Source organism: Rhizobium sp. CFBP 13644 (assembly GCF_014842165.1).
Lineage (GTDB): Bacteria > Pseudomonadota > Alphaproteobacteria > Rhizobiales > Rhizobiaceae > Agrobacterium > Agrobacterium tumefaciens_C.
Genome location: NZ_JACYVF010000006.1, coordinates 246,482 through 261,121 on the forward strand (window position 1 = coordinate 246,482; position 14,640 = coordinate 261,121).

At 57.8% G+C, this 14,640-nt stretch carries 12 protein-coding genes; 1 reads left to right on the top strand and 11 read right to left on the bottom strand.

From position 1 onward, the window contains the following. Positions 1–79: 79 nt before the first annotated feature. The 11 genes from IFT53_RS16465 to IFT53_RS16515 all read right to left on the bottom strand — a co-directional run bounded on the left by IFT53_RS16465 (position 80) and on the right by IFT53_RS16515 (position 13,290). Positions 80–946 carry a sugar phosphate isomerase/epimerase family protein gene (locus IFT53_RS16465; RefSeq protein WP_192065991.1) on the bottom strand — a complete coding sequence of 289 codons (867 nt, stop codon included), beginning with the start codon at positions 944–946 and terminating at the stop codon, positions 80–82. Further along, entirely contained in the window at positions 943–2,253 is a 1,311-nt protein-coding gene (locus IFT53_RS16470; protein WP_192065988.1) for a DUF6005 family protein, read from the bottom strand. Before IFT53_RS16470 ends, IFT53_RS16465 begins: the two co-directional genes overlap by 4 nt. After that, complete coding sequence (locus tag IFT53_RS16475) at positions 2,250–3,524, bottom strand: AMP-binding protein (protein ID WP_192065987.1); 1,275 nt, start codon at positions 3,522–3,524, stop codon at positions 2,250–2,252. Before IFT53_RS16475 ends, IFT53_RS16470 begins: the two co-directional genes overlap by 4 nt. Continuing rightward, positions 3,521–5,248, bottom strand: coding sequence for an IucA/IucC family protein (locus IFT53_RS16480; RefSeq protein WP_192065985.1), 1,728 nt, complete (start codon positions 5,246–5,248; stop codon positions 3,521–3,523). The genes IFT53_RS16475 and IFT53_RS16480 overlap by 4 nt, the downstream gene beginning before the upstream one ends. After that, positions 5,232–7,157, bottom strand: a complete 1,926-nt coding sequence (locus IFT53_RS16485) for an IucA/IucC family protein (protein ID WP_342365818.1) — start codon at positions 7,155–7,157, stop codon at positions 5,232–5,234. Before IFT53_RS16485 ends, IFT53_RS16480 begins: the two co-directional genes overlap by 17 nt. A 72-nt stretch (positions 7,158–7,229) precedes the next feature. Continuing rightward, positions 7,230–8,279 carry a Gfo/Idh/MocA family protein gene (locus IFT53_RS16490; RefSeq protein ID WP_192065983.1) on the bottom strand — a complete coding sequence of 350 codons (1,050 nt, stop codon included), beginning with the start codon at positions 8,277–8,279 and terminating at the stop codon, positions 7,230–7,232. 6 nt (positions 8,280–8,285) lie between these two features. Further along, a complete protein-coding gene (locus IFT53_RS16495) occupies positions 8,286–9,071 on the bottom strand; it encodes a ThuA domain-containing protein (RefSeq protein ID WP_192065982.1) in 786 nt (261 codons plus the stop codon). Positions 9,072–9,132: 61 nt separating this feature from the next. Then, positions 9,133–10,158, bottom strand: coding sequence for an ABC transporter ATP-binding protein (locus IFT53_RS16500; RefSeq protein ID WP_192065980.1), 1,026 nt, complete (start codon positions 10,156–10,158; stop codon positions 9,133–9,135). A gap of 11 nt (positions 10,159–10,169) precedes the next feature. Further along, positions 10,170–11,003 carry a carbohydrate ABC transporter permease gene (locus IFT53_RS16505; RefSeq protein WP_192065978.1) on the bottom strand — a complete coding sequence of 278 codons (834 nt, stop codon included), beginning with the start codon at positions 11,001–11,003 and terminating at the stop codon, positions 10,170–10,172. Further along, the gene (locus IFT53_RS16510) at positions 11,000–11,968 is read right to left on the bottom strand and encodes a carbohydrate ABC transporter permease (protein WP_192065977.1); all 969 of its coding nucleotides are present in this window, start codon (positions 11,966–11,968) and stop codon (positions 11,000–11,002) included. Before IFT53_RS16510 ends, IFT53_RS16505 begins: the two co-directional genes overlap by 4 nt. Before the next feature lie 68 nt (positions 11,969–12,036). Continuing rightward, entirely contained in the window at positions 12,037–13,290 is a 1,254-nt protein-coding gene (locus IFT53_RS16515; protein WP_446737685.1) for an ABC transporter substrate-binding protein, read from the bottom strand. A gap of 273 nt (positions 13,291–13,563) precedes the next feature. Between IFT53_RS16515 and IFT53_RS16520 the strand changes: the two genes are divergently transcribed. After that, complete coding sequence (locus tag IFT53_RS16520) at positions 13,564–14,601, top strand: substrate-binding domain-containing protein (protein ID WP_192066293.1); 1,038 nt, start codon at positions 13,564–13,566, stop codon at positions 14,599–14,601. The last annotated feature ends 39 nt before the right edge of the window (positions 14,602–14,640 follow it).

Here is a 14,640-nt window from a genome sequence, read left to right on the forward strand (position 1 = left end):
TTGCTCACGCGTCGTGAAGACGCTGCGGAGCGACTCTCTAACAGCAAAAACATGATCTAGAAAGTCATATTTCAAAACTTTACGGCCTTGCGCGCCGGATGGGCCTTGTTCCCCTTAGTTCATAGGGGTTTTCAAATCCCATTGCGCGGCGAAGGGCTTTGCAATCGTCGCGGAGAACTCTTGAGGGATCATCGCCGAACCATTCAAGCGAAATGTCGGCATGCTTCATATCGACCAGGGCAGGGATCAGCGCTGCATAGTCTATTGCGCCCTCGAACAAGGGTGTCATGCCGGTGCGATCACCCGCCGCCGAATAGACATTACCGGGTTTGAAAACTGCCAGGTGGCGGCGCTCGGTGATGTTCTTGAAATGATAATGCTGCACGAATTCACCGATCTCTCGGTGAAGCGCCACGGGATCATCCCCCGCCTCCCAAACATGCAGAACATCGAAATTGATTGCTACTGCCGGGTGGTTGATCTCCTCCAGCAGCCGAATGGTCGATACCGCACTGTCGGCCAGCGTATCGGGATGGGTTTCGATCAACAGGGTCACGCCATGCTGCTGAACGACGGCTGCAACGTCACGCAGGCGCGCGACGAGATGGCGGCGTTCCTCGAGTGATGTGCTCGCGCTCGCCTTTCCCCCGGCAAATGTCCGGATCTTGCCCGCTCTCCAGCGACGTGCGAGTTGGCAAAGCTCGACTGTCCTCTCACGCAGCACCTCGATATCGCCCTCAAGCGGCAGGTAATCGCTGATCATCGGAACAACGAGTCCATAATTGTGAAGCCAGTCGGCATTCTTATCGGTCTGGGCTTTGAGATTGCGGGCATGGGCGCCCCATAGTTCGATGCCATCGAACCCGCTTTGTTGGGCAAACCGTGCAATTTCCCCAAGCGAGATCAGCTGGTGGCGGAAGGTGATCGTGCATAGGGAAATGTTCAACCGGCCAGCCTCCGCTGAGCACTCGCAGACGGCACACAATTTTCCGCGCGCCATTGCGAGGAGACCTCGCCAAGTCTGGTCTTCAGCTTTGTCTCAAGGCGGTCAGCCTCATCCAGTTGCGCATGGACGGCTGCCGCCTGCGCCGGGTCTTGTGTCTGGGAAAGCTTCATGCAGGCATAGTGAAGGGTCTTGAGCGCCTGAACGAGCGCTTCGATCTCTTCGCACCACGTCTCGAATTCTGCAGAAGGCAGCTTCAAAGCGCGCCAGAAGAAGGCAAAGCCGTGCTCATAGGCGTATTTCCGAATGGTGAGGACGGGCAGTTCACGAACAGCAAGCTCAAGATCAGACAGGGTTAGCCCACTCTCACCATTGAGATGGGCGGCAATGATGGTCCGGACAGTGTCCACAATGGGGTTTCGCTCAACAATCAGGCAGCTTTCAAAATAGGCCCTGAGATCATCAGCGTCAGGCGCCCGCGCCTGCGCAATATCAAACACATAACCGCCGGCGACCGTGGGCTGCATAATGGCGTGGATCACCTTGTCGCGTTCCATCACCCCTTCCCAGCGATAATCGGGATCATGGACGAACCATGTTGCGTCATCCCCGGTTTCCTGCAGCATCAGATAATGCGGAAACGGGTTCTGGTTGAACTTGTTTTCGCGCTCCGGCATGTGGAACATGTCCAGCATCACCATGACGCAATCGGTGTCCTTGCGTGTGCGAACCAACTCAGTCATCACAGCCAGATTGTCTGCCTTGCTCAAGGCAGGATCGTACCATTCGCGCATCTTGACGCCGTAGAGCCGTTCAAACCATGAGCGGAAGAACTCCTGGCTTATGTCGCTGGCGTGATAGCGCAGCTGGTAACGGTCACTCACGGCGAATTTTGTGTCCCAGATGCCGCAATAGAAGGCACGGTGATCGAGACCGCGCTTCTTCAGCCCGTCGCAGACGCAGCTGACGAAGCAGTGCACTTTGATGTCGTAATAGGCTTCGCCGTGAACGCCCTCATCGGTGTCGCCGCCGGTCAGCGGAAAGCTCGGCACAGGCAGAGACGAGGTCTCCGGCAGATAGAGTCGCACTAGATCATCGACAGTCTGGATGTCCTCACCCGAGATCGCCTTTTCCGGCATGGCAAGGCCAAATTCCAGTTCAAGGTTGAGGAAGACCTGAAGCACCAGAACCGAATCCAGGTAAAGATCTTCATTCAGGCGGGCATCTGGCCCGAACCCATCCATGTGCGGATGCGACATATGGTCGGTAAGAACGGTTTTTACGGCGGAATAGATATCGTCACGGGTCATGATGCCACTCCGGGCTGGGCGGGAAGAAATGCACCGGCGGCATGGCGCGCGGCAACATCACGGCGGCTGATCTTGCCATTGGCCTGACGGGGAATATCCGCCACCTGGATCATTTCCGATGGCAACTGATGGCTGGCCAGCTGTTGGCTCAGCCATTCCCGCAACGTGGCGGTCGAAACCGCGGTTTCGGCGCTGTAGAGAAGGGCCACGCGCTCTCCGGCAAACCGATCGCTTTTGCGGAAGGCGACGGCGTCCGATATTCCGGGCATGGCGGTTGCCGCATCTTCAACGTCTTTGGGATAGACGTTGAGGCCAGCGACATTGATCATGTCGTCCATGCGCGACACGAACACCAGCATGCCATCGGCTCTGATATAGCCAAGGTCGCGGGTGTGGATCGGCTGCCCATCGGCCTTGTCGATGACGATCTCCGATGCGGCGTCGAGCTCTGCGCCTGCTTTGGCCGTCACATGCGGCAGAACATAGCCCATGTCCTGGGCTGCGGTCAGATCCGGGTTAATGGCAACGCAGCCTGCTTCCGAGCAGCCATATTGCTGGAACAGATTATCGCATTTTTCGCGAATGCGAACGAACCAGGGCTCTGGCAAAAGCGTGCCTGAGGTCATGGCTGCATGCATTTTTTCTCCCACCGGAAGAAGCTGCGCCAGCATGTGGAGGACTGCGGGCGATGAATAGAGCAGGGGCCGCTCCGTTTCGCGCATGACTTTGAGGATATATTTCGGATTTGAGGTTTCGACCACAATGGGGGCGATGCCGCGATGCAGGGCAACCAGAATGCCGCAGATCAGCCCGTAGGAATGGGTTGTCGGGCAGGCGACGATGGGCGTCATGGTGGCGGAGGCGGTGAAGGTCTCCACATAGCTGGCAATTTCGGCGTCGATACTCTTCCAGGTCCGCGCAATCAGTTTCGGTGCGCCAGTCGTGCCAGAACTCATTTGCAGCAACTCGCCGCCTTCGCTGGCTGGAATGCTATCTGGAAGGATTTCACCGGCAAAGCTGTTGTAAAACAGCTTTTCGCAACCCGCCTGCAAGGCGAGTCTCTTTGCCGCCTCAAGGGGCGTGCCGGGGTGAATTGGCAGGACGCTGGCACCGGCATCCCGGATGGCAAAAAACAGGGAGAGCCATTCAGCCGTATCGGCAAAGCACACGGCGTAACGCACGGAGCCTGAGAGGCCCGCCAAGGCGGCAAGCTCTGCGGATCGCCTGTCGAAATGCGCCTTGTCATAAAACTGGTCGCCAATGGTCATCATGGCATCGTCCTCCGTTCGGCTGAAGCTCTCACGAGGAAGTTCGGCACGGTGTGATGATATTCCGGCTCGCGAGCGAGCAATTTTCGGGTGAGAAGAGATTCGGTGCGGATGGTTGGATCGTCGTAGCCAAGTGCGGCCATACGTTCACTCGCACCATGTTGCGCGGCGTAGGTTGCAAGCAGGCTCTGCACCCGCTGCCAGAAGCTTGCCTCGGGAAGCTGGTAGGCATGCTCGAAAAGATGGGCGATTTCTGCCAGATTATAGACAAACAGCGTATCGACCACCAGTTCGCGCAGGGAATCCAGATTGTCCGTCCAGTAATACTGGTCCGGCTCGGCGTTTCGATAACGCGCATCCAGCGCCATGAAATCCGGAGCCTTTGCCAGCTCGCGCAGGAAGGAGGGGCAGAACTCGACGCTTTCGTGGAAATCCCGCAGCATCAGCCGCACCGGCCAGCCGTTTTTGTGCACCAACAGCATGTTCTGGCCATGCGCTTCCACCGCCAGACCATGGTGGACGAGCAGGTGCCAGACCGGCAGAACGGAAATCTCCAGAAGACGGTTCAGCCACGGCATGAGGCCGAATTGCTCGATCCACGGTGCCACGAAGGGTTTCTGGTCCGCTTCCAGCATCATCAGGGCGTTGAAGGGAATAGCTTCTTCGCCGGGTTGCAGCTTGGCCTGCGCACTCTCGCGCCAGATGGCGCCGATGCGGCCTGAAAGATTGCCCTCATGCTCTGCCAGAATGCCTGCATATTCGCTCAGAATATCAAGAGGATATGCGTCACGAAACGCGGTGTCCTCATCCACCATCCCGCCGATCCAGCGTGACAAAACAGGCGCGGTGCAGACGGAATGCGGATCGAGAACGCGCAGGGACGATGTGTTGACGACTTCAAGCGGCAGCTTGATGCTCGCCGCCAGCGGTCGGTCGAGATTGTGCAGGCTTCGCAAGGATTGGCTGGCGATGTAACGGTCGCCGAAATGTCCGAGGCCATGGATTGTGCCCGAAGCGATCAGACCTGCACCTGCTCCATCCTTCAAGCGTTGCCACTGCCATGGATGCATTGGCACAAGCGCAAAGTCTTGCCAGCTGAGATCTTTGGCCTGGCGGGCGGCATTGATCTGCCCCCATGTGTCCGCGCCCAATTCGCGCTGCCAAAAATCCGCCTCATCAAGGTCAAGTTGCTGGCGAAGATCGCTACGCTCATGCAATGCCCAGAAAAGCTGGAACGGCTCAGCCGTCTCAGGTCCGAAACGCTGGTTATCTGCGGTGGTGAAACCAAAGCGTGCCTTGAAACAGGGATGGTAAGGGTGCCCCTCATGCATCGCCCCATCCAGTTGCGCAAAGCCCATGTCACGACGGTTGCGCGAGAGTATGTTGTCCTCATTCCATTGGCAGAGCGTTGCCGTGTGGTTGAGTTCACCCAGTAGTTTGTTGCGGGTCACATCATTGCCGGGAAGGCCCTCGACGATAATGTCCAGCGAAGGCGGTGCCCACTCACCGTCACCGATCTTCACTTCGACCGAGTGGGCAAGAATACGCGGACGGCCAAAGGTGCCAAGCGATGCCTTGCAGCGGTATTCCTGTCCCTCGACGGTAAAGACCAGCACGTCGCCCGGCTCGATGCGGAACGGTACCAGACCTTCAAACAGCGCTGCGGCCACCAATTGCCGCAAGACCCTGTCCTGCGGTGTGGCGGTGATTTCAAGAGGCAAGGGCATGGGGCCTCACGGTGTCGGTGATGATGCTTGCGCTTGCAGACAGCGGGTTCGGCATTTTGCGATAAAGCCCGTGATCAACAGTCGAGCTCAGTTCGTCCATGTCAGCCAGCCGGGTTGCCAGATTGGCCTTGGTGCCGATGTCGCCATTGTCGATGATGTGCCGGATGAAATCGCGACCGAGACCGCTTATGGAAAGCGCATGGCTCCCTAGCCGCTCGCGCAGCAGACCCAGCAGTGTCGTTTCCTCGGCCAGCCCATCATGCGCCAAGCGGCTGATGACGGAAAACACCTGATTGACGATCAGGTAATAGGCAAAGCGATCACGAATATCCGTTTCCGGGAAATAGAGGGAGTTGATGGTTTCCGTTTCCGGCACGATGTCGGCAATCGCTGCCCGGTGCTTTTCGGAAAGGTAGAAACCCTGATTGTCCCGGTAATATCCCATACGCGGATAGCCGCTGCCGATGTCCAGAAGGCTGTTTTGTTGGTGGGCCTCCAGCGCGATGCCGTATCTCTCGTAGATATCGATGACCGGCAGGACGGCGCGGTCAACATAGGTCCTGAACCAGTTGAGAGCGGTGGATGCGATGCTGCCTGCCTCGGTTGCGTGAACGCGACGGATCAGCCGCTCCATGCGCGAAAGGCGACCGGGAAGCGCCTCAGCCGTCAAGGCAGCGAGCGTGACAATGCCCGCAGCGCCCTCTGCCCGGAACGGGTTTTCGCGGAAGATGGTCTCGAAACCGCTTTCTTTACGGCCGGGAATATCGAGCGTTATGAAGGCGGGATCCTTGATGATGCGGAATGAGGGCATGTTTGCTGAAAGGTCGAGACCATCGATCAGCCGTGCCATGGCAACGCCTGCATCCAACTCGTCGCGTCCGTTGATCCTCACCGAATTGGTGATGCGAACGGGGAGCGAGAATTTCAGCATCCACTCGGCTTCATCGCTCCAGACGGTGCGAACGGATGATGTGGCGGTGAAGTCCGCACCGGCAGGCCCCAGCGCCCGCAGGCTGCCATCGCGCATCAGGGTTTCAATATCAGGATCAAGCATCAAAGCCTGCGCCTGCAAAGGGTGCATCGGCAGAAGCATCTCATCATCGTCGATGGTCAAATCCCGTGCGCCTGGCCCCGCAAGCTCTGCAACGATCGCGTCGGCAGACTGGCTGGTTGCGGAGGCTTGGGCGATCAGGTGGCGCTTGGCTGCGAAATAATGTAGCTGAAAACGACCGTTGAATTCCGGTGCATAGGTCTTTTGCTGCCAGAATGTCATGCCCTGCCGGCTTTTGGGCGTTGGATGCAGCCAGTGGCCGTAGACGAGAGATTGTTCTGCCGCGATGAAATCATCGCGCTCGTCGGCATTTTCCAGCGCATGTTCTATATTGGTGCTGATCTGCTGATGGCTGTCCATCACGCGCAGCAAAAGCTCGGTTTCGCAGCGGTTGAGATTGCCGCGTCCCGCGACCGCCGGTTTGCGATAGGCCTCCCGCATCAGCGCCTGCACGGCTGATATGGGTGCCCATTCGTGCCAGGCGGTTTCCGATAGAGAACGCTGCCATATGCGGCCAAAATGGTGCGGGCCGCACAGCGAGGCGGATGTCACCTCGGCCCTGATCACCATGCGCTCGCCGCTCAGCACCCATTCGACGCTGTCGATCTTGCGCGGGAACACGTCATGATGGACGGACGCACCCGCGTCGATCTCGCGCATATAGCAATTGGCGAAGCTTTGAAATGTGGCTGCCTCCGCAGCTTTCCACGCAGCAGGCATTATACGTTCCGCCCGCGATTGATCGGAAAGCGAGGTCGGGATGGTGATGAAAAATGTCGATCTTGCATCATGCGGTTCCTCGTCCAACTCCTGGATGTGCCATGAAGGAGAGACGACCGAACCGCGTGATTTTTTCACGGAAGGGAAATTTTCTTGCAACGAAAAAGGGGCCGCGTGTGAACGGCCCCTTCGATTTCAAGTTTCCATATGTCAGGCCGAGACGGCGATCTCGCGTCTTTCGCGGTCGGTGACGATGGAAAGGTCGAGAACCTTCTGGAGATTGGCGGCGTGGCGGAAATCGGGGTCGGCTGGTCCGCCCTGCATCACGGCGCGTGCGAATTTCTCGTAATTCGTCTCGACAGGGTCCACCTCGATGTCGCGCCAGACGGCCTTTTCGACATCATCGCCCAGGCATCCACGCAAGGTGGAATATTCGGGCGTGTGGATCACCTCGACGGCTCCCTTGTCGCCATGCAGGCGAAGCCGTAGCTCGTTGAGATGCCCTGTTGCCCAGCGACTGGCGTGAATGACGCCCATGGCTCCGTTTTCCAGCTCCGCCGTCATGGTGAAACTGTCATTTGCGTCGAGATCATAGACGTCGATCTTGTTGCCTTCATATTTGTCGAAGGTTTTCAGGCGCGTGAAAATGCGTTCCACATCGCTGCCTGCGCCATAGGAGGCGAAGTCGAGAATGTGGATGCCCACATCGCCCAGCACGCCGTTCGACCCATGCTTGGTGGACAGACGCCAGAGCCATTTGCTCTCGGTCATCCAGTCGCCCCAGGCCTTGGACACTAGCCAGCTCTGAAGATAGGAGGCTTCCATATGCCGTAGCTTGCCGATCTTGCCCTCCAGCACCATCTGCCGCGCCACCTGAAGCGGGGCCACATTGCGATAGGTCAGATTGACCATGGCGACGAGGCCGGCTTTTTCCGCAGCATCGGCCATCTCAGCGGCCTTGGCATAGGTTTCGGCGAGAGGCTTTTCGCAGAACACATGCTTGCCTGCGGCCAGAAGCTTCAGGCTGGTCGGATGGTGGATCGCATCCGGCGTGACATTGGCCACGGCATCGAATTCGCCCCATTCAATCGCATCGTCGAGCGAGGTGTAGGTCGATGGAATGTTGTGGCGGGCGGCGAAAGCACGCACGACCACATCGTCCACATCCACAGCCGCAACCAGTTCAACGCCTGAAATCAGCGAGAAGTGCATGGCATGGGTATTGGCCATGCCGCCTGTTCCTAAAATGACAAGTCTCATGATGGATTACCTGTACCCTGCTTCGCCAGCGGAGTGCAGCTTGGGACCGCGCTCCTCGATTTTTTCCGGTGCTTCGTCCACCGGCACGTTGGGCGCATCGTGAATGGTCTTCAGCGCGCCGGCGGGATTATAGGCCCACTTCACGGAATTGCTGATGACCTTTTGCACATTGGCGTCGTGATAGGTGGGGTAGGTTTCGTGGCCGGGGCGGAAATAGAAGATGTTGCCCGCGCCACGCCGCCATGTGAGGCCCGAGCGGAAGACTTCACCACCCTGGAACCAGGAGATGAAGACGGTTTCGAGCGGTTCGGGGACGGAAAACTGCTCGCCATACATCTCCTCGTTCTCCAGCTCGAAATGTTCTGGCAAACCTGCCGCAATCGGGTGGCGGGGGTTGATGGTCCAGATGCGCTCGCGCTCACCCGCCTCACGCCATTTCAGCGCGCAAGGTGTGCCCATCAGGCGTTTGAAGGGCTTGGAGAAGTGGCCTGAATGCAGCACGATGAGGCCCATGCCTTCCCAGACGCGCTTTGCCACGCGCTCGACGATCTCGTCGTCAACCGCGCCATGGTCCTTGTGGCCCCACCAGATCAGCACGTCTGTCTTGTCTAGCCGCTCCTGCGAAAGCCCGTGTTCTGGTTCCTGAAGGGTGGCTGTCGTCGCGTTGATCTCGGGTTCCTTGTTGAGGGCGTCCGCAATCGCCGTGTGCATGCCGTTGGGGTACAGCGCACCAACTGTCTCATTGATATGCTCGTGAATATTCTCGCCCCAGACGACGGTATTGATGGTCATGTCTATGCTCCCTGGTGAACCGGCGCGGCTGGACAGCCGCCCGGTGAAGATGGTTGTTCAACTATGCGGCACGCGAACGGGTTCCGGGCAGCGCATTGCCCTGCGCGTCGAAGCGGTGAATATGTTCAGCCAATGGTGCCAGTGTGAGCTTGTGCCCGGCCTGCCGGGCGGACACGCCTTCTTCGCGCACGACAACTGGCTCTTCCGTGCCCATATCGACATAGATATAGGTGTCAGACCCCAGCATTTCCGCATGAACGATATCGCCTGTCCAGCCGCCCGTTCCGTCTGTTGCCGTGATATGTTCGGGCCGGATGCCAACGGTATGTGCACCATAGGCTTCCGCAAGCTTGCCGGTCAGAAAATTCATTTTCGGAGATCCGATGAAGCCTGCGACGAATGTGTTAACAGGTGCTTCATAAAGCTCCAGCGGCGTACCCACCTGTTCCACACGGCCATCTCGTAACACGCAAATCCTGTCTGCCAGCGTCATGGCTTCCACCTGATCGTGGGTCACGTAGATCATTGTCGTGTCAGGCATAGTGCGGTTCAATTTGGCGATTTCGAGACGGGTCGCCACGCGCAGCGCCGCATCAAGGTTGGACAGCGGCTCATCGAACAGGAAGACCTTCGGATCGCGCACGATGGCGCGACCAATGGCCACGCGCTGGCGTTGGCCACCGGAAAGCTGTTTAGGCAGGCGTTGAAGGTAAGGCGTCAATTGCAGCATATCTGCTGCCGCTTCCACCCGTTTGCGCCGCTCGTCCTTGCTCGATCCGGCAAGTTTCAGGCCGAAGGCCATATTCTCAAACACGGTCATATGCGGGTAAAGCGCGTAGGACTGGAACACCATGGCCACACCGCGTTGTGCGGGCGCAAGCCGGTTGACGACCTCGTCTTCAAAGGAAAGCTCGCCGCCGGTGATTTCCTCCAGCCCGCAGATCAGCCGCAGAAGCGTGGACTTGCCGCAGCCGGATGGGCCGACAAAGACCATAAACTCGCCTGAGTGAATATCCATGTCGATGCCCTTGATGACATCGAAAGCGCCGAAGGATTTTTTGATATTGCGCAGTTTTATGCTGGTCATGAAAAAGTCTCCTAACCCTTGACGCCACCAGCCGTGAGGCCGGAAATGATGCGCCGCTGGAAGATCAGAACGAGAATGACGAGGGGCACGGTGACGATGACGGAAGCCGCCATGATCGTTCCCCATGGAATTTCAAATTGCGAACTGCCCGATAGAAGAGCGATGGCCACCGGCACCGTCCGCTGGTCGTTTGATGACGTAAAGGTCAGCGCAAACAGGAACTCGTTCCACGCGGCAATGAAGGCCAGAAGCCCTGTCGTGACCAATGCAGGCCACATTAGCGGCATGAACACCTGGGTGATGATGACCCAGGGCGTTGCCCCATCGACAATCGCCGCCTCTTCGATTTCCATCGGCAGATCACGCATGAAGGTTGTCAGCACCCATACCGTAAAGGGCAGCGTGAAAATCATGTAGGAGAAGATCAGCGCAAGCGGCGTGTTGAACACACCCGCCCAGCGGATCAGCTCGAACAATCCGGCCAGAACCGCGATCTGCGGAAACATCGAGACGGACAGGATCGTCAGCAACAGAAGCGAGCGTCCCTTGAAGCGGACACGCGCCAGTGCGTATGCTGCCGTCACGGCCAGAAACAGCGACAGAACCACGACGCATGTTGCAACCAGCAGCGAATTGCCCAGATTGCGCAGAAAGCTGTCATTGCCCAGCACGTCGCTGTAATTGCTGAAGGATATGTTCTTCGGCAGATAGTTGATCTCAAACAGCGCCGTCCCTGTCTTGAAGCTGGTCAGGATCGCGTAATAGAACGGAAAGATCGCAACGATCACGATAATGGCGACAAGCGCATAAAACGCCGTCGTCTTGATGAAGCTGGAAGCTGTCATCGTGCTCCTCCATCCGTGTTAACCCGGCCAAGCCACATATAGATGATGGTGATGGACGCGATGATGAGAAACAGCATGGTGGATGCAGCCGCGCCATAGGCGAACTTGTCGAAATCGAACAGGTTCTCGCGGGCAAGGACAGACATGGTTCTGGTCTGCGAATTGTTGGGTGTCAGAATATAGATGAGGTCGAAGACCCGCATGGCATCCAGCATGCGGAAGATGACAGCCACCATTAAAGCAGGGCGGATCATCGGCAGGGTCACACGCCAGAACACCTTGATGGGGTGGATGCCATCGACCTTGGCGGCCTCATACATATCCTTCGGCACCATCTGCAAACCGGCCAAGATCAGCAGCGCCATAAAGGGTGTGGTCTTCCAGACGTCCACGATCAGCACCGCGGTCATCGCTGTCTCAGGGTTGGCGGTCCATGCAATCTTTTGCGATATAAGGCCAAGATTGAGAATCATATCGTTCAAGATGCCGAACTGGTCATTCAGCATCCAGGCCCACATGCGGGCCGAAACGATGGTCGGAATGGCCCATGGAATGAGAATGGCGGCCCGCACCAGCCCGCGACCCTTGAACTCCGCATTCAAGACCAGCGCGACGATCAGGCCCAGTACGGTTTCGATCGAAACCGAAAGCATGGTGAACTTCAACGTGTTCCACACGGCTGCCCACCAGGCCGCATCTGCCAGAAGGCCGCGATAGATGGTGCGACCGCTGCTCAGCGTAATCCACGAGAGATAGTTCTTGAGGCCGACGAATTGCGCGTCGGATAGATTGGTCAGCGACGCATCCGTCAGGCTGAACCACACAGTACGAACCAGCGGCCAGCCAGCCACAAGCGCCAGCGTCAGAAATGTCGGGGCGAGAAATAACCAGGCAGAGCGCAGACGCTGCGAATGCAGGTCGGAGCCTGCCGAGGCCGAGGGCCTGTCAGGGGGTATCGTTTTCATCAGGGATGTCCACCATTGCTGAAGAGGTCAAGCGGCCGGTGAAAGGCGCTTGACCTCGATGCGCCAGATTACCAGCTGTTTCCCTTGAGATCGGTCAGCTCGACTTCGAGAAGTTCGAGGTTCTCGGCAGCGGTGCCGGTGCCAGATAGCGTGTTGTGAACAGCGCCCCAGAATTTGGCGGAAACCTCGTTGTACTTCACCTTGGCTGCCGCCGATGGGCGCGGCACGGCGGTCTCGAAGATCGGCTTCCACAGTGGCATGAAAGGCTGCGCGGCGGCCACATCCTTGTCGTCATAGAGCGACGCGATGGTCGGCATGTTGGAAAGCTCGATCGCCCGCTTCTTCTGCGTTTCCTCGGAACCAAGGAATTTCACCAGAGCAATCGCAGCTTCCTGGTTCTTCGAATATTTCGAAACCGCTGCATTCCAGCCGCCCAGAGTCGACGCGCCTTCTTCGCCCTCGGTTCCCGCTGGAAGTGGCACGACGCCGAACTTGCCCTTGATGGAGCTGTCATCGCCATTGCCCAGCGCATAGACATAGGGCCAGTTGCGCATGAACACGGAATTGCCCGTCTGCCAGATGCCGCGTGCTTCCTCTTCCTTGTAAGCAAGCGCGCCTTGCGGAGAGATCGTGCCGATCCAGCTTTTGGCCATCTCCAGAGCCGCTGCCGCCTTCTCATTGTTGATGCTGATATCGCCATTGGTCTCAACGATGCGCCCGCCGCCCGCCGATGCGATCCACTCCAGCGCGTTGCAGGTCAGGCCCTCATAGGCGCTGCCCTGAAACACGAAGCCCCACATGTCCTTCTGGCCACCTTCGCGCTCCTTGTCCTGAATTTCCTTGGCGGTCTGCGACATTTCTGCCCAGGTCTTGGGTGGCTGCTTGCCGTATTTCTCCAGCAGGTCCTTGCGGTAGAAGAGTGCAGGTGCATCCGTGTACATCGGCATAGCAACCAGCTTGCCATCGACTGTCTGGGACGCGACGACGGAAGGGAAATGCTTGGCGACGACGTCTTTGGCGGCGTCGGTCAGATCTACGAATTGCTCCGCCAGCTGCGGGGCCCAAACAATATCTGTCTGGTACACGTCAACATCGGTGTTTCCAGCGGCAAGCCACAGGCGATACTGGCTGAATTGTTCGCTTGACGATGGTGGCATGGTCACAAGCTTGACCGTGTGGCCGCTCTGTTTTTCAAACTCCACCAGCCGCTCGCGGATAAAATTCAGATTTTTGCCGGTTGAATTCGCGGCCATCGAAATCTCGGCAGCCTGCGCAGATACGCCTGCCGCCAGCACGGCGCTGCACAGCGCAATCACTCTCATTGAATCACCCATTGTCAAACCTCCTCCATGACGCGCCCAATCTTTTCCCAAAATTGAAAGCGCTTTCGACTTGCGGAAGCTGACAAATTCTCATTTGTCTGTCAATAGGTGTCCAAAGAGTTGAATATCCTTCATTTCTGGCGCCTTATGTTGAGGCCTAGGCGATTGATGGGCGTAACCTCATGATCAATTGAATAAAAATTGAAAGCGATTTCAATTATTGCGCTTGAATCTTTTTTCTGATGATCGCATTCAGTAGAAGACGGGGGGATGATGAAGCTCAAGGAATTTGCCGAAAAAGTAGGGTTGTCGCCTACCACGGTCAGCCGCGCGCTTGGCGGCTACCCGGAAGTGCGCCAGGAAACCCGCGACCGCGTGGCCGAGGCTGCCCGCAAGTATGGCTACAGGCCAAATGCGAATGCCGTTCGCCTGGCGACGGGCAGGGCAGGGGCCATCGGCGTTGTGATGGGGCGCAGTGGCGGCGGGCATTTCTTTTCCGAATTCATGGGCGGCATGGCCACGCGTCTGGAGACGGAAGACACCGATATGCTCGTCAGTGTCACGACGGACAATGACATGGCGCAGGAGCTTAAAATCTTCAGCCGTCTGGCCGAAAGCGGGCGGGTGGATGGCATCATCATTCATTCGCCGCGTCCCGATGACGAACGCATTGAACTGCTTCACAAGCTTGGGCTTCCCTTCATCGTCCATGGGCGCTCGAAAACGCGGCTTGAACATGCCTGGCTGGATATCGACAACCACGCGGTTGCCCACCTGTCCACGGTTCATCTTCTGGAGCGCGGACACCGGAAAATAGCGTTCATCAACGGCCCGCAGGGCAGAACCTTCGTCATTGATCGTGAGAAGGGTTACCGCGATGCTCTGGCGTTGATGGATATCGCGCCGGATCCACGGTTGATGATGTCAGGGCCGTTTAGCGAGGAAACGGCTTTCCAGTTCGCCCGCTCCCTTCTGGAACAGGCCTCCCGCCCGACGGCATTTGTGGCAGGCGCGATGATGACGGCTCAGGGTGTCTACCGGGCGGCAAGCCAGCTCGGCCTCGTCATTGGCCGGGATGTATCGGTGATTGCGCATGACGACGTGTTTCCCTACCTCACGCCTGAAAGCATGCTGCCTTCGCTTTCAACCACCCGTTCGTCCCAGCGCAAGGCGGGGGAGCGCGTAACGGACCTGCTGCTGCAGATCATTGCGGGGCGCCCGGTGAGCGAATGTCAGGAGCTTTGGCCCGTCGATCTTGTTCTGCGGCAATCATCTGGCCCACTGAACGAAAATTTGAGCGGAGCAGCGTAACGGATTATCAAGCGGACATGCTATATTGTGGTCTCGCGG